This is a genomic window from Flavobacterium poyangense (assembly GCF_011751075.1).
In the GTDB taxonomy this organism is placed as follows: Bacteria; Bacteroidota; Bacteroidia; order Flavobacteriales; family Flavobacteriaceae; genus Flavobacterium; species Flavobacterium poyangense.
Map to the genome: position 1 here is coordinate 914357 of NZ_JAALLN010000001.1, position 23494 is coordinate 937850.

Below are 23494 nucleotides of genomic sequence, written 5' to 3' on the forward strand. Positions count from 1 at the left end.
AAACATTAAAACAAAAATATCGGCTTACTCTGTGACCCGAGCAATAGCGAGCTGGCGAAACAAATCTGCACGTATAAAAAGAAACTTTGCGATTCTGCGACTTTGCGTGAAAATTCAACAGCAAAACTCGCTAAGATTAAAAAAAAATTAAATCCCCCGAATCTGCAAAATCTGCGAGAAAACAAATTACATTTTACATATCTTTACTTTTTAAATCAATTCCTATGGAACCCAAAAACAATATCACAAAACACTCCGTTATTGCAGGGTTTCTGATAGGTGCTATTTTTCCATTATTAATTTTCTCAGATACCTACTTTATTTTTTTATGCATCGAAATATGCGATTTCGGTCTGTTTTGGAATCCAATATTTTGGGGAATTCTGTTTCCTTTATTCCTTGTTTTTCTTTTTTCGCATTCCGCAAAAAAGCTTAGCTATTCACTAAATCAAATTTCATATTTTAAAGCCTGCTCTCAATTTTCTTTTGGAGTAAGCTTAAGACTTATACAGGCACTTTTTGCAATTTACATAATCGGAATATTTATTAACGGAATATCGGTGGCACTGCGAATACAAATTTATGACAAGATTTTATTCTCACTATTAATGATTCTATTTCTCTCTTTTATATTGATGATTCTAACCTTTTTAAGCAGTTTACTACTTATAAAAGGAAATCATAACCCCCAAACTTTAAACGAAACAAAATGAAAATACTACTTTTAGGTTCAGGCGAATTAGGAAAAGAATTCACGATTGCCGCACAACGAATCGGACAAACTATAATTGCGGTTGACAGTTACGAAAATGCTCCCGCCATGCAGGTTGCACATGGTTTTGAAGTGATTAATATGCTGGACGGTGATGCACTGGACCGCATAGTAGCCAAACACCAACCCGATTTTATAGTTCCCGAAATAGAAGCCATCAGAACCGAGCGTTTTTACGATTACGAAAAACAAGGCATCACGGTTGTTCCTTCAGCGAAAGCAGCCAATTTTACCATGAATCGCAAAGCAATCCGTGATTTGGCAGCAAAAGAATTAGGCTTAAAAACAGCCAAATACCAATACGCAACTTCTGCTGAAGAATTACAAAAAGCCGTTCAGGAAGTAGGAATTCCATGCGTAGTAAAACCCTTAATGTCCTCTTCAGGTAAAGGACAATCGACAATTAAAAATCAGGAAGATATTCTTAAGGCCTGGGAATATGCAGTTGCCGGATCCCGAGGTGATGTTATCGAAGTTATCGTTGAAGCATTTGTTGATTTTAATTCTGAAATTACCCTACTTACGATTACTCAAAACAACAATCCGACACTTTTCTGCGCACCAATTGGTCACCGACAAGAACGTGGCGACTATCAGGAAAGTTGGCAGCCTGCAATGGTTTCGGATAAAGACTTATACGAGGCACAAGACATGGCCGAAAAAATTACCGAAGCTCTTGGCGGTGCCGGACTTTTTGGTGTTGAATTTTTCCTTGCCAATGATGGTGTTTATTTTTCAGAACTCTCTCCACGTCCGCACGATACCGGAATGGTAACTTTAGCGGGGACTCAAAATTTTAACGAATTCGAATTGCATTTACGCGCTATTTTAAGCCTTCCCATTTTCGAAATTACCTTAGAAAAAGCAGGCGCAAGTGCCGTAATTTTAGCTTCTGAAGATTCCGCAAATCCAACTTTCACCGGAATCGAAAAAGTAGCCGCCTTAGCCAAAACCGATTTCAGGATTTTTGGGAAACCAACCTCAAGACCCTACCGCAGAATGGGAGTTGTTTTAAGTCATGATACTTTAGTCACACCAATCGAAGAAATAGTAGAACGCGCTAAGGCAAGTTCAAAATTAATAACCGTAAATTCTTAAAAAATGAAAAAAATAGTATTCCTAGCCTTATTCCTTACCGGTCTTAACATGCAAGCCCAAGACAAAGAAAAAACCGAAAAGCCTCAAATTGTAGAAACCGCTTGCGGCGAATGCCAATTCGGAATGAAAGGTGACGCTTGTGATCTGGCAGTGCGCATTGACGGAAAAACCTACTTCGTTGACGGAACCACTATCGACGAACATGGCGACGCTCATGCAAAAGACGGTTTTTGCAATGCAATCCGTAAAGCTTCTGTAACGGGAAAAGTGGAAAACAATCGTTTTAAAGTAACTACGTTTACTTTACTAAAAAACAAATAATGGCACTGATTCTGGACAATATTGCCAAACATGTTTCTCTGACTCCCGAAGAGCAGTCTCTTTTTTTATCCAAAACAGAAACACAAACCTATAAAGCTAAGACCATTTTACTAAATGCCGGCGATATTTGTAAACATTCTTATTTTGTGAATTCCGGAATTCTTAGAAACTTTACTATCAATGACAATATTGTAGAACATGTTTTAGGCTTTTCCTGTCAAGGCTGGTGGATGAGCGACATCTACAGTCTACTAACTCAAAAGCCCGGAAATTTATTCATCGAAGTTCTCGAGGATGCTGAAGTGGTTTTATTATCTAAAGAAAATCAGGAGCTATTGTATGAGGAAATTCCAAAACTGGAACGCTTCTTTAGAATTCTAACTCAGAATGCTCTAATAGCCAATCAGGAGCGCTTAATGGATAATTTAAGTTTATCCGCCGAAGAACGCTTTGAAAAATTCTGCACCAAATACCCCACACTGATCCAGAAAGTCCCTCAAAAACAGATCGCTTCCTTTATTGGTGTTACACCAGAGTTTTTCAGTAAAATGAAAGCAAAACTATTAAAGAATAAATAATAATAATGCCACAGATTAAAAAGATTCATTAAAAACGTTTCAAAAAAAATCATTTTAATCTGTGAAATCTGTGGCAAAAAAAATAAAACACGGCTCAACTTAAGAACCGTGTTTTTTTATGAATTAAAATTGCTCAACCTCTGTAGAATGTTTCATTGCCGTAGTAGTTGATTTACCAATAGTCACCGTATTTTGCACCGCATCAAAATAAGAAGTTCCCACAAAGGCCTGATGTTTTACAGCTCTGAATCCATTTTTCTGTAAAGCAAACTCTCTCTCCTGCAATTCAGAATAACCAGCCATTCCGCGCTCTTTATACGCCTTAGAAAGTTCAAACATACTGGTATTCAAAGCATGGAAACCGGCCAAAGTAATAAACTGAAATTTATACCCCATAGCAGCCAGATCTTCTCTGAAAGTCTCCATTTCTGCTACCGTTAATTTTGCAGCCCAGTTAAAAGAAGGCGAACAGTTGTATGCCAACATTTTATCCGGAAATTCTTTTTTCAAGGCATCAGCAAATTTTTTCGCATAAGCCAAATCAGGATTACTGGTTTCCATCCAGATCAAATCAGCATAGGGCGCATAACTCAATCCTCTTGCGATTCCCTGATCGATACCGCAGTTTACATAAAAGAAACCTTCATTGGTTTTTTCACCCGTAATAAACTTAGCATCTCTCGGATCTGCATCGCTCGTTAGCAAATTAGCCGCATCTGCATCGGTTCTCGCTACGATAAGTGTAGAAACCCCCATAACATCTGATGCTAATCGAGCCGCAATTAATTTGTTAATCGCTTCCTGAGTCGGCACCAAAACCTTCCCTCCCAAATGCCCGCATTTTTTAGCAGAACTCAACTGATCTTCAAAATGAACTCCTGAAGCCCCAGCCTCAATCATAGATTTCATTAATTCAAAAGCATTTAAATTTCCACCAAAACCTGCTTCGGCATCCGCCACAATTGGCACTAAATAATCTATTTTATCTTCCACTTTATTCACTACCTGAATCTGATCAGCGCGCAATAAAGCACTATTAATTTTTTTAACAACCATTGGTACACTATTTACCGGATAAAGCGATTGGTCCGGATACATTTCTCCGGCCAGATTCGCATCAGCAGCTACTTGCCAACCGCTTAAATAAATCGCTTCCAAACCTGCATCAACTTCCTGAATTGCCTGATTCCCTGTTAAAGCTCCCAATCCGGCTACATAATCCTGGCTTTTTAACTTTCTCCATAATTTCTGCGCTCCCATCTTAGCAATAGAGTGCTCAATTTGGTAAGACCCCTGAAGCGTCACTACTTCGCTAGCCGTATACGGACGTTCAACTCCTTTCCATCTTGGGTTCGTGATCCAATCGTTAATCAATTCCTGAATTCTGTCTTCTGTCGTTTTCATAAATAATATAGTTAAGTTGGTTAGTAAGTCATTGTAAAAAAATCATCCATTTTTTAACACCTGAAATAGGCGAAAAAGAAAAATGCAAAGCAATATTTCGATTCCCATAGCTTATGTTCATTTCAATAAGTGAAACGACTTATTAAGATCCCAACAAACTATGTTTCTATGTGTTAAAAAGCCAATTGATTTTATAAATATTTATAACATGGAATAGTCAAAAAGTCAACAAAATCTGTATTCACGACTAATCTTTCCAGTACTTTTTCAGCCAAGGGAAATTGTCGTTCCTCATAGTTTTCTTCTCCTAATTCTGTTTTTATTTTTTGAAATTCCTCCAAAGCCAATTCGTGATAATAAGCCAGATTCAACTGTCTGTCGTTATCCAAAACCACTTTATTCTGAAGCCATTGCCACAATTGTGATCTCGAAATTTCGGCCGTTGCAGCATCTTCCATCAAATTATGCAACGCTGCTGCTCCCTGACCATTTAGCCACGAAGCCAAATACAAAACGCCGACATTGATATTTTTTCGAACGCCATTTTCAGTAATGATTCCAATTGGTGGTTCAATTAGATCCGCTTCCGTTATTTTGCGATGTTCTCTTTTGATATGAATCTGATTTGGCGTTGGCATTCCGGCATCAAAAACCGCTTTCGCCAGCGTTACCAAATCCGGATGTGCGACCCAGGTTCCGTCATGACCGTTTCGAACTTCACGCTCTTTATCTGTTTTTACTTTTGCAAAAGCAACAGCATTGGCTTCCTCATTATTTTTAATCGGAATCTGCGCTGCCATTCCTCCAATAGCATGAATCCCTCTTTTATGACATCTCTCAATTACCAAATTCGAATACGCATTCATAAAAGGTGAAGCCATATTTACCTGATCACGATCCGGAACGATAAACTTCGAATTCTTGCGGAATTTTTTAATGTACGAAAAGATATAATCCCAGCGACCACAATTCAATCCCACAATATGTTCTCTCAATTCGTAGATAATTTCATCCAATTGAAAACTGGCCGTGATGGTTTCTATCAATACTGTTACCTTGATCGTTCCTCTGGTTAGTTTTAAATAATCTTCGGTAAAATCAATCACTGTGTTCCACCAACGGGCTTCTAAATAATGTTCTAATTTTGGAATATAGAAATAGGGTCCGGAATTATTCTCAAGTAATTGTTTATGATTGTGAAAAACATACAGACCAAAATCTACCAAAGACCCCGAAACCATCTCTCCTTCTATCTGAAGGTGTTTTTCTAAAAGATGTAACCCTCTTGGACGAACAATCAGCGTGGCTATTTTTTCATTTAGCTCATAGGTTTTATTTTTCGCAAGATCTGTATGCAAAATTGTTTTGTTGACAGCATCAATTAAATTAACCTGACCTTCCATTAAATTTTGCCAGGTTGGAGACGTACTGTCTTCAAAATCGGCCATAAATGTTTTTGCTCCCGAATTCAGCGCATTAATAATCATTTTGCGATCAACAGGCCCCGTAATTTCTACTCTTCTGTCCAATAAATCTTTTGGAATTTCACCGGCAGTCCAATTGCTTTCTCTAATCTCTTTAGTCTCTAAAGGAAAAACCGGCATCATGCCCTGATCAAAACCGACTTGCGCTTGGTCTCGTTGCAACAAAAGCAATTTTCGTTGTGATTCGAATTTCTTATGCAATTCTGTTATAAAAACAATTGCATCAGCTGTCCAAATACTTGGATAAGAAAGCTTTTTTTCGGCTAAAAATTCCATTGCCGTTTCGGTAATCTCAAATTGGTTTTTCATAGCTGTGGATTTTATTTTTAAATAGTCAAATGCGATATCGCCGGAACTGATTCATGCTTTTAAAAAACATTTCACAAACAATATTTCACATCTAACTTGTTTTACACTACAATGTTAGGAAAAAGTTTTTTACAAAACAAGCGAACGTTCGCTAAATGTTTAAAATATTTTTTTGGCGATTATTTTTATATTGGTTACATTTGATATTATGGATATCGAAAAAGACTATATAAAGCTGATTTTTGGGCTAAAACTCAAGCAAGTCCGCACTCAGAAAAATCTTTCTCTTTTTGGCCTGGCCAAATTGACCAATCTTTCAAAATCGTATCTTAACGAAATTGAAAAGGGTAAAAAATATCCCAAAACCGATAAAATTTTACTTCTATGTGAGCATCTCGATGTTTCTTACGACCAAATGGTCTCCTTAAAACTCGACAACAACCTTGCTCCGATTGGTGAAATTTTAAAATCAGGCATCCTAAAAGAGATCCCTTTAGAACTTTTTGGAATTCAGGAAGCCGATTTAATTGATATTATTGCGAATGCTCCGGCAAAAGTCAATGCCTTTATCAGCACCATTATTGAAATTGCTCAACATTATAATCTGAGCAGAGAAAGTTTCTTTTTAGCTGCTTTACGTTCGTATCAGGAAGCACACAGCAACTACTTTGAAGATTTAGAAAATAAGGTAATTGCCTTCTCCAAATCCTTTCAAATCAATTTAGATTCTAAAATCAGTGTCGAAGAACTGGAAGCCATTCTAAAAGAAGAATACGAATACACCATAAAAGAGATTGCATTTACCGATCAGGAAGCTTTGGGGGATTTACGCTCCATTTATGTTCCTAAAAGCAAAACATTATTACTCTCTACTGAAATTGACGATCCGCAAAAGGCTTTTATTCTAGCTAAGGAAATTGCTTATAATTACCTGGATCTATCAGACAGACTGCTGACTTTCAGCTGGATTAAATTTGATAATTTCGATCAGGTTTTACACAATTTTTATGCTTCCTATTTTGCGGGAGCCTTATTATTGCCTAGACAATTAGTTGTCGATAAGATCAATTCATTCTTAACTAATGAACAGCCAAAACCGGAGCAATTTGTTGCTTTAATCGAAAGTTTCGAAGTATCACCGGAGTCTTTTTATCAGAGACTAACCAATTTATTACCGAAAGATTTTCACTTGAAAAATCTATTCTTTTTAAGATTATCACATAAAATTGGTTCCGATTATTATCAGATAAAAAAAGAATTGCATATCACCAATCAGCAGGAACCACATGCAAACGAAACCAACGAACATTATTGCAGAAGATGGGTTTCGGTAAAAACGATAGACGAAGCGATCAGACAAAACAAACCTCACTTTTTTGATGCACAGATTTCAAGCTACGCGAACAGCGGGAATGAATATTTGGTTTTTTCGTCAGCAACAAAAGATCCGTTTGTAGAGAATTGCATCAGAAGTATCTCGGTTGGCATTTTAATCAATCCAACGATGAAAAAGAAATTCAAATTCATCGACGGAAGACCAATTACCAAACAAATCGTTGGTGTCACCTGTGAGACCTGCGCCGTAAAAGATTGCCTGGAGCGAGCTTCTCCTCCTATAGCTTTAGAGAAAAAGAAGCGCCACGAAGATACAGATGCCGTTGTACAGCAGTACATAACGCAATACAGCTAGCCTAGTATTTTAGATTGATGATTTTAGATTTTAGATTGCTTTCTCTCTGTTTTCTATAAATCGCAACAACCTAATTATCTCTCGCAAAGACGCAAAAGCGCAAAGTTTATTTTATGCACGCAGATTTTGCAGATTGCGCAGATATTTTTTTGCTTTGCAATTTCTATAAAGCAATCTGAATAAATCTGCTACCCTAACAATAGCAAACAGTTGAGGCAAATCTGCGGGAAAAATTTTCTTTTCAAAAATAGAAGTCACAAAGTTCTCCACATTTAAACCTCTGTACCTTTGTACCTCTGTACCTTTGTACCTTTGCAACTCTGAACCTCTGAACCTCTCAAAAAAACTTCTTAATCTACATTAAGTGCGTTTCGTTCCTGTTGATCGTAAATTTGTACTATAAAAATAACAAAACATATAGTATCATGGAAAATATAGTAATACACAAGGCAGAAACAAGAGGAAATGCAAACCACGGATGGCTAAACGCTTACCACAGTTTTAGTTTTGCAAGCTGGTACAATCCGGAAAGAATTCAGTTTGGAGCCCTTCGTGTTTTGAACGATGACACAATTGCAGGCGGAATGGGTTTTGGAACTCACCCACACGATAACATGGAGATTATCACTATTCCGTTGGAAGGTGATTTGGCACACAAAGACAGCATGGGTAATACCGAAATCATCAAAAATGGTGATATCCAGGTAATGAGTGCCGGAACCGGGGTACAACACAGTGAATTCAACCCAAATGCCGATCAGCAGACTAAATTATTACAAATCTGGTTGTTTCCAAACAAAAGAAATGTCGATCCTCGTTACCAACAAATCTCTTTGAATATTGAGGACAGACACAACAAATTACAACAAATCTTATCCCCAAATGCAGATGATGCGGGAGTTTGGATTCATCAGGATGCCTGGTTTCATATGGCCAATTTTGATGCCGGAATTGCAACAGAATATCAATTGAAAAAAGAAGGAAATGGCGTTTATGCTTTTATCCTAAAAGGAAATGTAACCATCAACGGACAGGAATTAAATTCCCGTGACGCTCTTGGAATCTCTGATTTTGAGACTTTAAATATAAAAGCAAATACAGATGCTGAGTTTCTTTTAATGGAAATTCCGATGAATTATTAATTCAAATAAACAACAAGCAATCAAAAAGAGGTAATATTTTGAATTTCAATTTATTACCTCTTTCTTTTTATTCTAAATCTTCGCAAACCACAGAAAGAAATAGTAACTTTATAAAAGAAACTGATCCGACTTCAACACAGCATAAATAACCACTCAAAAACTTTCAATTATGGATCCAAATGACCTTACAAAAGAATATACCAACGGTGAAGTAACTATCGTATGGCAATCCGGAAAATGCATTCATTCGGCCAATTGTGTAAAGAACAATCCTGACGTTTTTCATCCAAAAGAAAAACCCTGGATACAAACTAAAAATTCAACTACAGAAAAAATTATTAAAGCTGTAAACAAATGCCCCTCCGGTGCATTGACATTCTATCTAAACAACAAGGAATAATAATCACCTCCCCCTACTAAAAACAGCACTTTATCTCAGCCACAAATTACACGAATTCACACGAATTAATTTTTGCTTTTTTTTACGCGCAAAAATTAGTGGAAATTGGTGTGATTCATGGCTAAAAAAAATCAATCCGTGTAATTCATGTAATTCGTGTTTAAAATTAACGTACCATATCACTCCTAAACACTGTCGGAGAAAATCCGGTTTGTTTTTTGAACACTCTGGAGAAATAAGAGTAATCTTCATAACCAACAGCATACGCCACTTCATTTACCGCTAATTGTTTATCAATCAACATTCTTTTTGTTTCCAGAATTACACGATCCATAATTACCTCTGTTGCCGTTTTTTGCAAAATCTCGTTACATATTCGATTCAAATGCTTTAAAGTAATATGCAATTGATCCGCATAAAAAGAAGGTAGTTTTTGAGTTTTAAAGTACTTTTCCAAAAGCTCCTCGAAAGCGTTGATTTTGATATTATACGAATGTGTCTGTCGTGAATACGTTTCACCATATTTGCGGGCAATTTCAATATGAATACAATCCAACAAATTGAGCATCTTGTCTAGTTGTAATTTATTTTTTTGACTGTTTTCCTCAATCAGCAGATTAAAATAAGGCAGAATATCAGAGGCTTCCTCACTTTCAAAAAGAACTTCCGGCTGATTTAGAATCGAACTGTAAAAATTGTAGTCGTTTATTTTTTTCTGACCGAAATACAAATTGTAAAGTTCCTGTGAAAAAATAATTACATAACCTTCAATATCCTCAGATAAGTTCCAATAATGCATTTGACCGGGTTGCAAAACAAACAAACTTCCTTTTTTTATTTCGAAACGATCAAAGTCAACTACATGAATTCCGGAGCCATTCGTAAAAAAAACCATTAAATAGGAATCGTGACGATGGGGTTCTTCTACAAAACTGTGACTTTTTAGATGTTCTTTGAAAGTATTCACATAAAAATCGCGATGAATATCGTTACAATTAAAATTCTGAACACTATAAACCGGGTATTTTTTCATAACAAATGTCTTTATTGTGCTATAAGTAGCGAAGATATAAAAAAGGATTCAATAGAATCCGGAATACCTTTGTATAAATAAAAAACAACAAAGTTATGTCAAGTACACTAATCCATATTTTAAAAAATGAATGTCCGAATTGTCATAAAGGAAAAGTATTCAAAGACAAAAACATATTCCTTAATTTCGGCTTCCCAAAAATGAATGAACACTGTAGTCACTGTGATTATAAATTTCAAAAAGAGCCCGGCTACTTTTTTGGTGCAATGTATGTAAATTACGGACTAACCGTTGCACAAGGAATTGCTACTTACTGTGTTGCACAGTTTTTCTTTGAAAATACATTTGACCTGAGAATTATTCCAATCATTGCTGTTGTGATTACCTGTTTAACTTTTTTCAACCTCCGTTTTTCCAGATTATTATGGATTTACATGTTTAAGGATGTTTAAAGATTATACAAGCTAAAAAAATGTTATTTTTGCCTTTCAATTGAAACTAATTTTCAATTCCAAAATAATTCAATCTTTAAATTAGACAAATGAAAGCATACGTATTTCCGGGTCAGGGTGCACAATTTACAGGAATGGGCAAAGACTTATATGAAACATCGGCTTTAGCCAAAGAATTATTCGAAAAAGCTAATGAAATTTTAGGTTTTAGAATTACAGATATCATGTTTGAAGGTACTGCCGAAGAACTGAAAGAAACAAAAGTTACGCAACCTGCCGTTTTTTTACACTCGGTTATTTTAGCAAAAACTTTAGGAGAAGAGTTTAAACCGGAAATGGTTGCAGGACATTCTTTAGGAGAATTCTCCGCACTGGTTGCCAATGGAACCTTATCTTTTGAGGACGGACTTAAATTGGTTTCTCAACGTGCTTTGGCTATGCAAAAAGCATGCGAAATTACTCCATCTACAATGGCTGCTGTTTTAGGCTTAGCTGATAATGTAGTTGAAGAAGTTTGTGCTTCAATTGACGGCATTGTCGTTGCTGCAAATTACAACTGTCCTGGACAATTGGTAATTTCAGGGGAAACCGGAGCTGTTGAAAAAGCTTGTGAAGCGATGAAAGCTGCAGGAGCAAAACGCGCTTTGATTTTACCTGTTGGAGGAGCATTCCACTCTCCAATGATGGAACCGGCAAGAGAAGAATTAGCGGCTGCTATTGAAGCAACAGCATTCGCAACGCCTATTTGCCCGGTATACCAGAATGTACCGGCAAGTGCTGTTTCTGATGCAAATGAAATCAAAAAGAACCTAATCATACAATTGACTGCTCCGGTAAAATGGACGCAATCTGTACAACAAATGATCGCTGACGGCGCTACTTTATTTACTGAAGTTGGTCCGGGAAAAGTACTAGCCGGCTTAATTACTAAAATTGACAAAGAAGCGGTTACTGCTAATGCATAATTTTCAGCCTTCAACTTGAAATAAAAATTAAAAAATCCCAAATTATCAAATGATAGTTTGGGATTTTATATTTCTCAGGTTCTTTCCTTTTTAATCCACACAAAACCGATTATTTTATGAAAAAAGCACTTTTAACCGTTGCCTTATTACTTTCTGGCACAATAAGCTTCTCTCAGACACCTAAATTCGAAGCTCCAAATTACACCAAAATAGAATCGAATATAAAAGACAAAAAATCAGACTACTATTATCCTAATTTGCTCGAAAAATTCAATGCTTCTGACTCCACAATGACACTGGAACAAAAAAGACATTTGTTTTACGGTTTTGTTTTTCAGGAAAAATACAGTCCTTATAATTTTTCCGACCATTCAAAATCTTTAGGAACTTTAATCAACAAAGAAAATCTCACCAATCAGGACTTCGAAAAAATACTCGAACTGTCCGATTTGATTTTACAAGAAAATCCATTTGATTTAAGAACATTAAATTATAAATCCTATTCGCTTAGTAAATTGAATAAAAAAGCTGAATTAAAGAAAAATGAAATCAAAACCAACATTATAATGGAAGTCCTTTTTAGTAGTGGAGACGGAACCAGTAAAGAATCTGCTTTTTATGTAATTAACACCTCTAACGAATACGACTTGATTAACATGATTGGTTTTCAATTTGGAGGAGAACAAAGTTTAATTGAACATTATGATTATCTCAAATTAGCAGAGAACAAATACAATATCCCCGGTTTCTATTTTGACATTACCCCTTGCCTAAATCACCTTAACAAAAAAGGTTTTAAATAATATAAAAAATCCCAAATGGTCAATTGATCGTTTGAGATCTTTTTATACTACTAAAGCTCTCTTGCTTCAATAGAATAATTATTCAGAATACCAGTAATCAAATAATTTTGATTTCTTTTCTCAAAAAAGACATACCAAGTTGTTCGTGAATTGATTTTATAAAAAACATACTCTGAACCCAAATATTGAAGTGTATCAGGAGTCTTTTTATGTAAACTTGTTTGAATTCTTTTCGGAACAGCATCATAGATACCGGAAACATATGTCTCAGCCGCACCCCTAAAACCAAAATATCCTTTTTCATACAATACAATTACCAGACTATCAAGGTATCGGATAACGTCTTGCGTAAAAACAACTTCTATTTCACCCACCACTCCTTTATTCTCTTAATCGATTCTGCCTTAGCCTCCTCGGAAGCCAATCCTTTTTCAAACTCAGCATCAAAATCAAAAGTTTCTCTTTCTATTCCTCTAAATTCAGGTTTTTGAATTTCATATTCAACCTCTGGCTCTTCTACCTTACTTTTTTCGGTGTGTTTTTTCTTCGCGTTCATGATCATCCTTATTTATATAATAAATTTACAACAAACTGACCGAATCATAAGATCTCGTTTTATAAATGATTGATTTTAAGACACATTCGTTATTATATAAAATAGAGACGCACTGCAGTGCGTCTCTACGGTGCGTCTCTACACACGACATGTCTTTATTTAATATTTTTCTCTTTCCTCTTATAATTAATAATAAAAACCCCCAGAATAATTAACACTGTGGCAATAATAAAATCAACTGTTATTTTCTCATCTAATAGCAGCCAACCCAAAAAAACAGCTATAATTGTATTGATGTAAGACAAAATAGAAACCTGTATAGCTGTAACACGTTTTAGAGCATAATTATAACAAAGAAAAGCAATTACAGATCCAAAAACAGACAGATATAAAGAAGCAAAAATACTTCTTGAACTCCACGAACTTACATCGGGATTTGGTGAAAAAATAAAAGCTAATACCAATTGTATACAAGAAGCCATCATAAACTGATAAAACAAATTAAGTGCAATATTATCAGTTTTATAAGCGTGTGTTTTGGTATAAATCGTTCCGGCTGCCCAAGCTAAAATTGCCAGTCCCATAAACATAACTCCTATTTTATAATCCGCATCCAGAAATGACCCGAGTCCATCTTTAAATATAAAAACCACTCCCGAAAATCCGATTATAACTCCTACAAGCCCTCTTAAACTTGCTTTTTGCAGTCCAAACAAAATACTACCTATAAAAATAAGTATTGGCGACATCGCACTTATCACAGAGGCCAGTCCGCTTGGTAAAGTCTGTTCCGCGACTGTTGTAAATCCGTTTGCAATTACAATCATTAATATAGATGGAACCAACTGGTGTTTTAAATTTTTCCAGCCAATCCATTTTAGTTGGTTTTTAAATAATAAGACCACCATAAGCATCAATCCTGCTAATCCCTGACGAATAGAGGTTACAAACCAGGGCGGAATAGTCTCTACAGCAACCCTTATTCCTAAAAATGTGGTACCCCAAACAACACCAACCGTTGCTAAGGCAAAAATTAATTTATAATCTAAACTTTGCTTCATGATATTTTAATTTATTGAATAAAAAAAAATCCCAAATTATACTTCGATAATTTGGGATTTTTTTAGAGACACACTGCAGTGCGTCTCTACATTACACGATTACGATCGTACTTTTTGTTCCCATTTCCAGGCACTTGCCAAAGCTTCATCTAACGTTAGCTGTGCTTTCCATCCTAAAACATTATTTGCTTTATCTGTATTTGCATAAGCCTCAGTGATATCACCTTCGCGGCGTGGCATAATCTTATAAGGTAATTTTTTATCGCTCACTTTTTCAAAGCTATTAATCACTTCAAGAACAGAGCTTCCTTTTCCTGTTCCCAGATTAAAAGTCTCTACCTTAGACAGATTCTTCTTATTGAATAAACGCTGTAAGGCAATGACGTGCGCTTTTGCTAAATCGACAACGTGAATATAATCCCGAACCGCTGTTCCGTCTGTTGTTGGATAATCATCTCCAAAAACAGATAATTCCTGACGCAATCCGATACCGGTTTGCGTAATAAAAGGCACTAAATTTTGAGGGACTCCAATTGGTAACTCGCCAATCTCTGTTGAGGCGTGCGCTCCAACCGGATTAAAATAACGCAGCAAAATAGCGCTGATATTCGTTACTTTAGCTGTATCTGTTATGATCTCTTCTCCTATTTGTTTGGTATTTCCATAAGGAGACATTGCTGTTTGCACAGGAGCATCTTCAGTAATAGGCATTTTTTCGGCTTGGCCGTAAACCGTACAAGAGGAACTAAAAATAAAACTTGCCTCCGGTTTTTCCTGTAATTGCTGCAACAAATACACCAAAGTACTTATATTGTTTTCGTAATACAATAACGGATTCTCAACACTTTCACCAACCGCTTTTGAAGCCGCAAAATGAATAACTCCGGTAACGTCATTATGTTTTGTAAAGAAATCCCGAACTTTGGCTTTCTCTCTTAAATCTATTTTTTCAAACAGCGGAAGTTTTCCCGTAATCTTCTCTATTCCTTTTAAAACATCTTCTGAGGAATTAGAAAGATCATCAATTATTACAACTTCAAAGCCTTCATTTTGCAATTCGACTACAGTATGTGAACCGATAAATCCTAATCCTCCCGTTACTAATACTTTCATTTTGTGGTTATTTTATATGGCTAATAATATGGTTTACTTTATTTCAAAAATTCAATAACACTATCAGTAATAAATTTAATCTGTTCGTCATCTAATTCTGTGTGCATTGGTAACGCAATTACTTCCTGTACTAATTGATTCGTAACCGGAAACTGCTCCTCTTTATAACGTACATCTGTATATGCTTTTTGCGAATGCAAAGGAATTGGATAATAAATCGCACAAGGAATTCCTTTATCCAGCAAATGCTGCATTAAACCATTGCGGTCAGCATCTACAATTCTTAAAACATACTGATGAAAAACGTGATCGTTTTGACTTGCATCAAATTCAGGCGTAATAATATTTTTATTCCCTGCAAAAGCAGCGTTGTATTTTGTTGCAGCCAAACGGCGTGCTGTATTGTATTCGTCCAACAAAGGTAATTTTGCATTTAAAACACCTGCCTGAATACTATCTAAACGTGAATTCACCCCTACAACATCGTGATGGTAACGCTCGTACATTCCGTGATTTACAATTCCGCGGATGATGTGGGCTAATTTATCATCATTTGTAAAAATCGCTCCTCCATCTCCATAACAACCTAAGTTTTTAGACGGGAAGAACGATGTAGCAGCCACATGACCAATTACTCCTACTTTACTTTTTACTCCTGATTTCGAAATATAATCAGCTCCAATTGCTTGTGCATTATCTTCGATCACATACAAATTGTGCTCGGCAGCAATCTCCATAATTGCATCCATATTAGCTGCACGCCCAAATAAATGTACCGGAACAATTGCTTTTGTTTTTGGGGTAATTGCTTTTTTAAGCGCTTCGATATCGATGTTCATGTTTTTCATATCAACATCAACCAAAACCGGCGTTAATTGCAACAAAGCAATTACCTCAACCGTAGCTGCAAAGGTAAAATCTGCCGTAATAACCTCATCTCCGGGTTTAAGATCTAATCCCATCATGGCAATTTGCAACGCATCGGTTCCGTTTGCACAAGGAATTACATGTTTTGCACCTAAATAGTCTTCCAGATTTTTTTGAAACTGATGAACCAACGGCCCATTTATATAAGTATTTGTATCTAAAACTTCTTGAATCGAAGCATCAACAGTAGTTTTTATTTTCTCGTATTGACTCTTTAAGTCAACCATTTGAATTTTTTTCATTTATCTCTCTCTATTATTTAAAACTTAAGATTTGTTTTTGGAATTCAATCTTCAAAACGAAGAACAAAAATAGTTATTTAATACCTTCGAACAATGAAAATAATGGAAAGAAACGTATTTTAGCAGCAAAATTACATCCATGCTTTTTCTATACAATTTAGTCGTTTATCTTGCTGCGTTTTTTCTGAAAATTGTCTCTTTATTTAGTCCGAAAATTAAGCTTTTTACTGAGGGAAGAAAAAATGTATTCCATATATTAGAAGAAAAGATAAAACCCACAGACAGAACCATCTGGTTTCACTCCGCTTCCCTTGGAGAATACGAGCAAGGCCTGCCTGTTATTGAAAAAATTAAAGAAAAATACCCTTCTCACAAAATCATTGTTACCTTTTTTTCTCCTTCCGGATACGAAGTACGCAAAAACAATACAGTAGCTGACGTTACGCTGTACCTGCCTTTAGACACCAAAAGTAACGCCAGACAATTTTTAAAACTCGCACATCCTGAACTGGTATTTTTTATCAAATATGAATTTTGGCTTAATTACTTAAAAGAACTCAAAGAAAACAAAACACCAACCTATTTAGTTTCCGGAATTTTTAGAGACAGTCAGATGTTCTTTAAGTGGTATGGCGGCTTTTATCGCGAAGCCTTAAAAACATTTACCTACTTCTTTGTACAAAATGAAAGTTCAAAAGAAAAAATCGAAGGACTTGGCTTCACTAATGTAATCGTTTCCGGCGACACCCGTTTTGATCGCGTAAATGCAATCTTAGAAAGAGACAACACCCTTGATTTTATTAAAAACTTCAAAAACAACCAAACCACAATTGTAATTGGAAGTTCGTGGCCAAAAGACGAAACCTTATTAGCCGAATACATCAATCAGGCTCCCGAAAATATAAAATTCATCATTGCGCCGCACAATATAAAAGCAGATCAAATCTCAAACCTTAGCGCTCAAATTACAAAGTCAACTGTTTTATTTTCCGAGAAAGGAGATATTGACTTATCTGACTACAAAGTCCTAATTATTGACACCATTGGTTTACTAACTAAAATCTATAGTTACGGAACGATCGCCTATGTAGGAGGCGGATTTGGAAATCCAGGAATTCATAATATTCTGGAACCGGCAACTTTTGGCATTCCGATTGTGATTGGCCCTAACTACTCCAATTTTGCCGAAGCGGTAGAACTGGTCGCACTTGGAGGCTGCACCGTTATTAACAACAATGAGGAACTAAAACAAAATTTGGATCGTTTGATCTCTGATGAAAGCTTTTTTAAAGAAAAAGCGCAAATCTGTCGATCGTTTATTCAGGACAATAAAGGAGCAACAGATAGCATCATGAAAATCGTTTCCTGACAACTTCAAATCACAAAAACTAAGTTTTGCGTCGCAAATCACAAAAAACACTTTTAAAAAAGAAGATCACAATTTTATCGAGTTACAGAATAAGTAACAAAAAGCAAAACAAACCTTAACCGATACCCCCAAAAGACCTCTTTTCTTTATTGAATATTCAGAAATAGCTAATTTATACAAAAGATACAACAATACAGCACGATTTAACATTTTTGGCATATTCTTTGATAATTAAGATAATCGTGAGCAATGAAAATATTTTAAAAAAAAAATAAAAAAATATTTTACATATTAAAAAATTTATATCTTTGCCACGAATTAATAATTAACCTTTTATAATAAAGTAAGATGAAAAAAGTATTTTTAAGTTTAGCTGTTGTTGCTGTTTTAACTGTTGTATCTTGTAAAAAAGCTGACGCTGCAGCTACTGAAGCTGTAGATTCTACTGCTGTTGCTGTTGATTCTGCTGCTGCTGTAGTTGATTCTGCTGCTACAACTGTTGATTCTGCTGCTGCAAAAGTTGATTCAGCTGCTGCAAAAGTTGAAGAAGCTGCTGCTCCTGCTAAAAAGTAATTCTAAATTACTCAAAAAATTAAAAAGCTATCTTTTATTAGATAGCTTTTTTTTATGACTATAACTGAACGGTTGTAAATTTCAATATTTGAAAATTCCAAATTCCAAATATTCAAGCTTCAAAAAAAGTTCCTTTTTTTTCTGAACATAGAAAACACCAAAGAACCCCACTTTAAACATTGTTACATATTTACTATATTAAGAATGCAAATAAAAAAAGGATTAAGAATCTCATCAGAAATTCTTAATCCTTTTTTCATCCACCCCTTCTTCGGCTTCGCTCAGAATGACATTAAACACCGATCCAACTTCCCCAACCCTTAAAGTTTGGAATTTGGAATTTTCAAATATTGGAATTTTAATTCTCAATCATTTCCTCCTCCAAAACCACTTCTTCTTCTTCATCTTCAAAAATCGATTCACTAGACGAAAAGTCCAAAATCTCCGATCTTGAACCATATGTAACAATTTCCTTGATCCCTTTCTGCAAAAGCAATTCTGTCGTGTATTTACGACTCGTTGCAAAATGAATATCTCCTAACATCAATTTAAAAAAATACTTCCCCCCTGAGCCTTTAAACTTTAAAAACTTAGCCAAATCCATATTAGCTTTGAACTTCTCAATATCTTCTTCGCACTCAAACTTCAATTCATAACTCAAACTCGTAAATATCACTTTTCCTTTCCTGGAAGTAAAAACAAATTTATATTCGTCGTTAAACCGCTTACTAATTACAAAAGCACCCATATATTTAGATTATTGATTTTAGATTGTTGATTTTAGATTTTAAATACTGATTATTGATTACTGATTTCAAACCAATAAAAACGAACGAAAATCATTTTATCACCCACATTTAAAGACATGAGTTTACACCATAAAAAAAGCCTCTTCAAAAGAAGAGGCTTTAGTACTCAGAGCGGGACTTGAACCCGCACGAACATTGCTGTTCACTGGATTTTAAGTCCAGCGTGTCTACCAATTTCACCATCCGAGCATTATATGGTTTTGAGCGAAAAACGGGGCTCGAACCCGCGACCTCGACCTTGGCAAGGTCGCGCTCTACCAACTGAGCTATTTTCGCATTTGTCATTCTAGTAAGAACCGCAATACTTGACTTGTTCTGTATTGCGGTTGCAAATTTAGGACATTTATTGAGTTATACAAGCGTTTTTTGAAATTATTTTTCACTTATTTCATAATCTTCTGATAACCTAAACTTTAAATATGAAATTATTTTTTCACCAGCATTCTTTTGATCTCATTCAGCTTCATTAACGCTTCAACCGGCGTGATTGCGTTTATATCAAGCCCCATAATTTCTTCTTTTATCTCTTCCAGCAAAGGATCATCTAAATTAAAGAAGCTCATTTGCATTTCTTCGCCCTCAGATTTGATTCCGTTTAAAGCATCACTGGAATGATTCTTTTCTAATTTCTTTAATAACTTCTGTGCTTTCAAAATAACAATCTGAGGCATTCCCGCCATTTTTGCCACATGAATACCAAAACTATGCGCGCTACCACCCTTAACAAGCTTCCTAACAAAAAGAACCGTATCTTTTAATTCTTTTACCGCAACATTATAATTTTGAATTCTCGGCAACGATTCTGTCATTTCATTTAACTCATGGTAATGCGTTGCAAACAACGTCTTGGGCCTTCCGGGATGCTCGTGCAAAAACTCTGCAATAGCCCACGCAATAGAAATTCCGTCGTAAGTACTGGTTCCTCTACCAATCTCATCAAGCAACACTAAACTACGATCTGAAATATTATTCAAAATAGAAGCCGTTTCGTTCATCTCTACCATAAAAGTCGATTCTCCCATCGAAATATTATCCGAAGCTCCTACTCTGGTAAAGATCTTATCGATAATTCCCATTCTAACGCTGTCTGCCGGAACAAAACTTCCCATCTGAGCCAACAGCACAATCAAAGCCGTTTGTCTCAAAATAGCCGACTTACCCGACATATTGGGTCCGGTGATCATAATAAGCTGTTGCGTTTCCCTATCCAAGAAAACATCATTGGCAATATAAGGCGTACCAACCGGCAATTGTTTCTCAATAACAGGATGCCTACCGTTCTTAATTTCCAAATCAAAGGTTTCGTCAATTTCAGGACATACATATTGATTCTCTATAGCCAATTGCGTAAAAGAACACAAACAATCTAATTGCGCCACCAAATAGGCGTTCATCTGAACTGGTTTTATATAACCGGCAATCCAGCCGACCAATTGCTCAAAAAGATCCGTTTCTATTTTATGTATTTTTTCCTCCGCACCTAAAATCTTGGTTTCGTATTCTTTTAATTCTTCGGTGATATAACGCTCTGCGCTTACCAAAGTCTGCTTACGAATCCATTCTGCAGGTACTTTATCTTTATGTGTATTTCGAACCTCAATATAATATCCGAAGACATTATTAAACGAAATCTTCAAAGAAGAAATTCCGGTTCGCTCGGATTCTCTTTTCTCAATCCCTTCCAAATATTCTTTTCCGGAGGTTGAAATCGCTCTTAAATCATCTAATTCTTCATTGATTCCTTTTGCAATTACATTTCCTTTCGCAACCGCAACAGGCGCGTCCTGATTTAAAGTGGTCTGGATTTTCTCTCTCAACAAATCACAGGCATGCAAACTATCTCCGATTACCTTTACTGCTTCCTGTGGACTTTCGAGCGCCAAAGTTTTAATCGGAATAATAGCGTCCAGCGACTCTTTTAGATAAACAATCTCACGAGGCGAAATTTTCCCGGTTGCTATTTTCGAAATCAAACGCTCCAAATCTGAAATCTGTTTGATCTGATATTGAATATTCTGCAGAACTTCCTGATTCGTTTTTAAATAAGAAACCACTTCATGACGGCCTTTTATTTTAGCACTGTCTTTTAAAGGAAGTGCCAACCAGCGTTTCAGCAAACGACCTCCCATTGGCGAAAGCGTTCTATCAATAACATCCAGTAACGTAACCGCATTCGGGTTATAACTGTGATACAATTCTAAGTTTCGAATCGTAAAACGATCCATCCAGACATAGGCATCTTCCGCAATTCTCTGAATCGCTGTAATATGTTGCACGCGATTGTGCTGCGTCTCAGACAAATAATACAGTACCGCTCCCGAAGCAATAATCCCTTCCTTTAACTCTTCGATACCAAAACCTTTTAATGAAGAGGTTTGAAAATGTTTGGTAAGCGTTTCTAAGGCATAATCTTCTTTATAAATCCAATCTTCCAGATAAAAACTATGAAAAGTCTCTCCGAAAGCCGCTTTAAAATCATTTTTGTTATCCTTTGGAACTAAAACTTCGCTTGGACTAAAATTCTGCAATAACTTATCAATGTATTCCGCATTTCCCTGTGCAGCCAAAAACTCACCCGTAGAGACATCCAAAAAAGAAACTCCAATGTTGTTTTTAGCAAAATAAACAGATGCTAAGAAGTTATTTGTTTTAGACTGCAAAACCTCATCGTTTAGAGAAACACCGGGAGTCACCAATTCGGTAACACCGCGTTTCACTATCGTTTTAGTCATTTTAGGATCTTCTAACTGGTCACAAATTGCAACACGAAGCCCTGCCTTTACTAATTTTGGCAAATAGGTATTAATAGAATGGTGCGGAAACCCTGCCAAAGCTGTTTCAGTTTCAGACCCTGCGCCTCTTTTTGTTAGTGTTATACCCAGAATTTTAGAAGCTCTAATGGCGTCTTCCCCAAAGGTTTCATAAAAATCACCTACTCTGAAAAGCAAACAGGCATCAGGATATTTTCTCTTGATTTCATTGTACTGTTTCATTAAGGGTGTTTCCTTCACCACTTTCTCTTTCGCTGCCAAATTATTATATTTTAAAATGAAAAAATTTATGACAGCGAATTTATGCTATTTTAAAGAAATATTGAAGAGCTTCAAAAATTAAAATATTTTAAGCAATTTTTAAGCTCACATATAAGAATTTTACATAGATTTGTTACTCAATTAAATTAAGACCCAAAAAAGATGAAAAAAATAATTTTAATCGCAATGCTAGCTGTAGTTGGAATTACGACTTCTAACGCACAAAGCACTAAAAAAGCAAATAAAGTTGCTAAAGTTGAAGGAGCCGGAATGGCTTTCGAATCAGAAACAATTGATTACGGAACTATCGCTCACAATGCGGATGGAAAACGCGAATTTGTTTTTGTTAACAACGGAAACAAACCGCTTATCATCACTAACACACAAGGATCTTGTGGTTGTACTGTACCTACTTCTCCAAAAGAGCCAATCGCTCCGGGTGCTAAAGGTATTATCGGTGTAAAATATGCTACTGACAGAGTTGGTGCTTTTACGAAAACGGTAACCGTAACTTCTAATGCAGAAGGACAACCAACAAAAGTACTTACTATTAAAGGCACTGTTTTACCGGATCCAGTAAAAAGCTAATCCGAAAAACAATCTAAAATAATTGAAAAAGCTTCCTTATCTTTGGAGGCTTTTTTTATGACCTGAATACAATACAAATGAGAAAACTTGAAAATAGCGAACTAGACCGAAAATCAATTGAAGATTTTAAAGAATCCCAAAAAACACCCCTGATTTTAATATTGGATGATATTCGCAGTTTACACAATATAGGATCTGTATTCAGAACCGCTGATGCTTTTTTGATTGAAAAGATAATTTTATGCGGTATTACGGCCACTCCTCCAAACAAAGAAATTCACAAAACAGCTCTTGGCGCTACCGAAACCGTAGCTTGGGAACATCATGAAAATGTATTGGAGGTAATCGAAAACTTAAAAAAAGAAAATGTACTGACTCTTGCTATTGAACAAGTAGAAAGCGCTGTTTTTCTTCAGGATTTTGAAGTAAAGAAAGATCAGAAATACGCCTTGGTTTTCGGAAATGAAGTTTACGGAGTTGCTCAGGAAGCGGTGGCCATTTGCGATGGCTGTATCGAGATTCCACAATTGGGAACCAAACATTCTTTAAATATTTCTGTAAGTGCCGGAATAGTGGTCTGGGATTTGTTTCAAAAATTGAGCTGGCCTAAATAGGAAATGTGTCAATTAGATAATGTCTCAATTAGAAAATTAGAGGATTGAGATACTTTTTGCTTTCAAAACAATTATCTAATTATCACATTATCTAATTAATTCAAGTTGCTAGTTAAAAAAGAAAAAGTTCCACCTTAAAAAGACGATATCAATTGCCTC

Annotated in this window: 23 protein-coding genes and 2 tRNA genes; 13 read left to right on the forward strand and 12 right to left on the reverse strand. The window is 35.8% G+C overall.

Going from position 1 to position 23494, the window contains the following annotated elements; genetic code table 11:
• The first annotated feature begins 709 nt into the window (after window positions 1-709).
• The 3 genes from purT to G3A47_RS03700 are packed head-to-tail and all read left to right on the forward strand — an operon-like array spanning window position 710 to window position 2769.
• Entirely contained in the window at window positions 710-1870 is a 1161-nt protein-coding gene (gene purT / locus G3A47_RS03690) for a formate-dependent phosphoribosylglycinamide formyltransferase (protein WP_166920520.1), read from the forward strand.
• 3 nt (window positions 1871-1873) lie between these two features.
• The gene (locus G3A47_RS03695) at window positions 1874-2191 is read left to right on the forward strand and encodes a DUF6370 family protein (protein ID WP_166920522.1); all 318 of its coding nucleotides are present in this window, start codon (window positions 1874-1876) and stop codon (window positions 2189-2191) included.
• Window positions 2191-2769 carry a Crp/Fnr family transcriptional regulator gene (locus tag G3A47_RS03700; RefSeq protein ID WP_166920524.1) on the forward strand — a complete coding sequence of 193 codons (579 nt, stop codon included), beginning with the start codon at window positions 2191-2193 and terminating at the stop codon, window positions 2767-2769. Before G3A47_RS03695 ends, G3A47_RS03700 begins: the two co-directional genes overlap by 1 nt.
• A 123-nt stretch (window positions 2770-2892) precedes the next feature.
• Here the strand turns inward: G3A47_RS03700 and aceA are convergent, their stop codons facing one another.
• Window positions 2893-4173: an isocitrate lyase gene (gene aceA / locus G3A47_RS03705; protein ID WP_166920526.1), complete on the reverse strand. Its 1281-nt coding sequence runs from the start codon at window positions 4171-4173 to the stop codon at window positions 2893-2895.
• Window positions 4174-4364: 191 nt separating this feature from the next.
• Window positions 4365-5966 (reverse strand): malate synthase A, encoded by a 1602-nt coding sequence (gene aceB, locus G3A47_RS03710; protein WP_166920528.1) that lies wholly within the window; start codon window positions 5964-5966, stop codon window positions 4365-4367.
• Window positions 5967-6174: 208 nt separating this feature from the next.
• On the opposite strand from aceB, the gene G3A47_RS03715 reads away from it, so the two are divergent.
• The 3 genes from G3A47_RS03715 (at window position 6175) to G3A47_RS03725 (ending at window position 9198) form a co-directional block, all read left to right on the forward strand.
• Window positions 6175-7656, forward strand: a complete 1482-nt coding sequence (locus tag G3A47_RS03715) for a helix-turn-helix domain-containing protein (RefSeq protein ID WP_166921012.1) — start codon at window positions 6175-6177, stop codon at window positions 7654-7656.
• Window positions 7657-8081: 425 nt separating this feature from the next.
• Window positions 8082-8798 carry a pirin family protein gene (locus tag G3A47_RS03720; RefSeq protein WP_166920530.1) on the forward strand — a complete coding sequence of 239 codons (717 nt, stop codon included), beginning with the start codon at window positions 8082-8084 and terminating at the stop codon, window positions 8796-8798.
• 169 nt (window positions 8799-8967) lie between these two features.
• Complete coding sequence (locus tag G3A47_RS03725; protein WP_166920532.1) at window positions 8968-9198, forward strand: (4Fe-4S)-binding protein; 231 nt, start codon at window positions 8968-8970, stop codon at window positions 9196-9198.
• A 166-nt stretch (window positions 9199-9364) separates the two neighbouring features.
• Here the strand turns inward: G3A47_RS03725 and G3A47_RS03730 are convergent, their stop codons facing one another.
• Window positions 9365-10231 (reverse strand): AraC family transcriptional regulator, encoded by an 867-nt coding sequence (locus G3A47_RS03730; protein ID WP_166920534.1) that lies wholly within the window; start codon window positions 10229-10231, stop codon window positions 9365-9367.
• A 95-nt stretch (window positions 10232-10326) separates the two neighbouring features.
• On the opposite strand from G3A47_RS03730, the gene G3A47_RS03735 reads away from it, so the two are divergent.
• The 3 genes from G3A47_RS03735 to G3A47_RS03745 all read left to right on the forward strand — a co-directional run bounded on the left by G3A47_RS03735 (window position 10327) and on the right by G3A47_RS03745 (window position 12451).
• The gene (locus G3A47_RS03735) at window positions 10327-10683 is read left to right on the forward strand and encodes a DUF983 domain-containing protein (protein WP_166920537.1); all 357 of its coding nucleotides are present in this window, start codon (window positions 10327-10329) and stop codon (window positions 10681-10683) included.
• An 89-nt stretch (window positions 10684-10772) separates the two neighbouring features.
• Complete coding sequence (gene fabD / locus G3A47_RS03740) at window positions 10773-11648, forward strand: ACP S-malonyltransferase (RefSeq protein ID WP_166920539.1); 876 nt, start codon at window positions 10773-10775, stop codon at window positions 11646-11648.
• A gap of 116 nt (window positions 11649-11764) precedes the next feature.
• On the forward strand, window positions 11765-12451 hold the full coding sequence (locus G3A47_RS03745; RefSeq protein ID WP_166920541.1) for a DUF4919 domain-containing protein: 687 nt from the start codon (window positions 11765-11767) through the stop codon (window positions 12449-12451).
• 50 nt (window positions 12452-12501) lie between these two features.
• On the opposite strand, the gene G3A47_RS03750 is transcribed toward G3A47_RS03745, so the two are convergent.
• The 5 genes from G3A47_RS03750 to G3A47_RS03770 all read right to left on the reverse strand — a co-directional run bounded on the left by G3A47_RS03750 (window position 12502) and on the right by G3A47_RS03770 (window position 16350).
• Window positions 12502-12828, reverse strand: a complete 327-nt coding sequence (locus G3A47_RS03750) for a hypothetical protein (protein ID WP_166920543.1) — start codon at window positions 12826-12828, stop codon at window positions 12502-12504.
• The gene (locus tag G3A47_RS03755) at window positions 12813-13007 is read right to left on the reverse strand and encodes a hypothetical protein (protein WP_166920545.1); all 195 of its coding nucleotides are present in this window, start codon (window positions 13005-13007) and stop codon (window positions 12813-12815) included. Before G3A47_RS03755 ends, G3A47_RS03750 begins: the two co-directional genes overlap by 16 nt.
• Before the next feature lie 155 nt (window positions 13008-13162).
• On the reverse strand, window positions 13163-14068 hold the full coding sequence (locus G3A47_RS03760; protein ID WP_166920547.1) for a DMT family transporter: 906 nt from the start codon (window positions 14066-14068) through the stop codon (window positions 13163-13165).
• Between the two features lie 99 nt (window positions 14069-14167).
• Window positions 14168-15181: a UDP-glucose 4-epimerase GalE gene (gene galE, locus G3A47_RS03765; protein ID WP_166920549.1), complete on the reverse strand. Its 1014-nt coding sequence runs from the start codon at window positions 15179-15181 to the stop codon at window positions 14168-14170.
• A gap of 38 nt (window positions 15182-15219) precedes the next feature.
• Window positions 15220-16350, reverse strand: coding sequence for a DegT/DnrJ/EryC1/StrS family aminotransferase (locus G3A47_RS03770; RefSeq protein ID WP_166920551.1), 1131 nt, complete (start codon window positions 16348-16350; stop codon window positions 15220-15222).
• Between the two features lie 139 nt (window positions 16351-16489).
• Here G3A47_RS03770 and G3A47_RS03775 point away from each other — a divergent pair, with 139 nt between their 5' ends.
• Together G3A47_RS03775 and G3A47_RS03780 are read left to right on the forward strand one after the other, a co-directional pair.
• Window positions 16490-17719, forward strand: coding sequence for a 3-deoxy-D-manno-octulosonic acid transferase (locus G3A47_RS03775; protein WP_166920553.1), 1230 nt, complete (start codon window positions 16490-16492; stop codon window positions 17717-17719).
• 348 nt (window positions 17720-18067) lie between these two features.
• Complete coding sequence (locus G3A47_RS03780; RefSeq protein ID WP_166920555.1) at window positions 18068-18292, forward strand: PG1828 family lipoprotein; 225 nt, start codon at window positions 18068-18070, stop codon at window positions 18290-18292.
• 358 nt (window positions 18293-18650) lie between these two features.
• Here G3A47_RS03780 and G3A47_RS03785 read toward each other — a convergent pair whose 3' ends face one another.
• From G3A47_RS03785 to mutS, 4 genes are all read right to left on the reverse strand, one after another.
• Window positions 18651-19040 carry a YegP family protein gene (locus G3A47_RS03785; protein ID WP_166920557.1) on the reverse strand — a complete coding sequence of 130 codons (390 nt, stop codon included), beginning with the start codon at window positions 19038-19040 and terminating at the stop codon, window positions 18651-18653.
• Window positions 19041-19204: 164 nt separating this feature from the next.
• Window positions 19205-19290 (reverse strand) — tRNA-Leu (locus G3A47_RS03790).
• A 14-nt stretch (window positions 19291-19304) separates the two neighbouring features.
• Window positions 19305-19377 (reverse strand) — tRNA-Gly (locus G3A47_RS03795).
• 149 nt (window positions 19378-19526) lie between these two features.
• Entirely contained in the window at window positions 19527-22133 is a 2607-nt protein-coding gene (gene mutS / locus G3A47_RS03800) for a DNA mismatch repair protein MutS (protein WP_166920559.1), read from the reverse strand.
• Between the two features lie 162 nt (window positions 22134-22295).
• On the opposite strand from mutS, the gene G3A47_RS03805 reads away from it, so the two are divergent.
• Together G3A47_RS03805 and G3A47_RS03810 are read left to right on the forward strand one after the other, a co-directional pair.
• The gene (locus G3A47_RS03805) at window positions 22296-22721 is read left to right on the forward strand and encodes a DUF1573 domain-containing protein (RefSeq protein ID WP_166920561.1); all 426 of its coding nucleotides are present in this window, start codon (window positions 22296-22298) and stop codon (window positions 22719-22721) included.
• 77 nt (window positions 22722-22798) lie between these two features.
• Complete coding sequence (locus G3A47_RS03810; protein ID WP_166920563.1) at window positions 22799-23335, forward strand: RNA methyltransferase; 537 nt, start codon at window positions 22799-22801, stop codon at window positions 23333-23335.
• The last annotated feature ends 159 nt before the right edge of the window (window positions 23336-23494 follow it).

What these genes read in the sequence shown, in the direction of transcription:
- G3A47_RS03720 (WP_166920530.1), top strand. Translation starts at nt 8,082, where the DNA reads ATGGAAAATATAGTAATACACAAGGCAGAAACAAGAGGAAATGCAAAC.
- G3A47_RS03700 (WP_166920524.1), top strand. Translation starts at nt 2,191, where the DNA reads ATGGCACTGATTCTGGACAATATTGCCAAACATGTTTCTCTGACTCCC.
- G3A47_RS03755 (WP_166920545.1), bottom strand. Translation starts at nt 13,007, where the DNA reads ATGAACGCGAAGAAAAAACACACCGAAAAAAGTAAGGTAGAAGAGCCA.
- fabD (WP_166920539.1), top strand. Translation starts at nt 10,773, where the DNA reads ATGAAAGCATACGTATTTCCGGGTCAGGGTGCACAATTTACAGGAATG.
- G3A47_RS03715 (WP_166921012.1), top strand. Translation starts at nt 6,175, where the DNA reads ATGGATATCGAAAAAGACTATATAAAGCTGATTTTTGGGCTAAAACTC.
- aceA (WP_166920526.1), bottom strand. Translation starts at nt 4,173, where the DNA reads ATGAAAACGACAGAAGACAGAATTCAGGAATTGATTAACGATTGGATC.
- G3A47_RS03725 (WP_166920532.1), top strand. Translation starts at nt 8,968, where the DNA reads ATGGATCCAAATGACCTTACAAAAGAATATACCAACGGTGAAGTAACT.
- G3A47_RS03780 (WP_166920555.1), top strand. Translation starts at nt 18,068, where the DNA reads ATGAAAAAAGTATTTTTAAGTTTAGCTGTTGTTGCTGTTTTAACTGTT.
- G3A47_RS03770 (WP_166920551.1), bottom strand. Translation starts at nt 16,350, where the DNA reads ATGAAAAAAATTCAAATGGTTGACTTAAAGAGTCAATACGAGAAAATA.
- G3A47_RS03775 (WP_166920553.1), top strand. Translation starts at nt 16,490, where the DNA reads ATGCTTTTTCTATACAATTTAGTCGTTTATCTTGCTGCGTTTTTTCTG.
- G3A47_RS03805 (WP_166920561.1), top strand. Translation starts at nt 22,296, where the DNA reads ATGAAAAAAATAATTTTAATCGCAATGCTAGCTGTAGTTGGAATTACG.
- G3A47_RS03730 (WP_166920534.1), bottom strand. Translation starts at nt 10,231, where the DNA reads ATGAAAAAATACCCGGTTTATAGTGTTCAGAATTTTAATTGTAACGAT.
- G3A47_RS03810 (WP_166920563.1), top strand. Translation starts at nt 22,799, where the DNA reads ATGAGAAAACTTGAAAATAGCGAACTAGACCGAAAATCAATTGAAGAT.
- purT (WP_166920520.1), top strand. Translation starts at nt 710, where the DNA reads ATGAAAATACTACTTTTAGGTTCAGGCGAATTAGGAAAAGAATTCACG.
- G3A47_RS03745 (WP_166920541.1), top strand. Translation starts at nt 11,765, where the DNA reads ATGAAAAAAGCACTTTTAACCGTTGCCTTATTACTTTCTGGCACAATA.
- G3A47_RS03695 (WP_166920522.1), top strand. Translation starts at nt 1,874, where the DNA reads ATGAAAAAAATAGTATTCCTAGCCTTATTCCTTACCGGTCTTAACATG.
- G3A47_RS03735 (WP_166920537.1), top strand. Translation starts at nt 10,327, where the DNA reads ATGTCAAGTACACTAATCCATATTTTAAAAAATGAATGTCCGAATTGT.
- galE (WP_166920549.1), bottom strand. Translation starts at nt 15,181, where the DNA reads ATGAAAGTATTAGTAACGGGAGGATTAGGATTTATCGGTTCACATACT.
- aceB (WP_166920528.1), bottom strand. Translation starts at nt 5,966, where the DNA reads ATGAAAAACCAATTTGAGATTACCGAAACGGCAATGGAATTTTTAGCC.
- G3A47_RS03785 (WP_166920557.1), bottom strand. Translation starts at nt 19,040, where the DNA reads ATGGGTGCTTTTGTAATTAGTAAGCGGTTTAACGACGAATATAAATTT.
- G3A47_RS03760 (WP_166920547.1), bottom strand. Translation starts at nt 14,068, where the DNA reads ATGAAGCAAAGTTTAGATTATAAATTAATTTTTGCCTTAGCAACGGTT.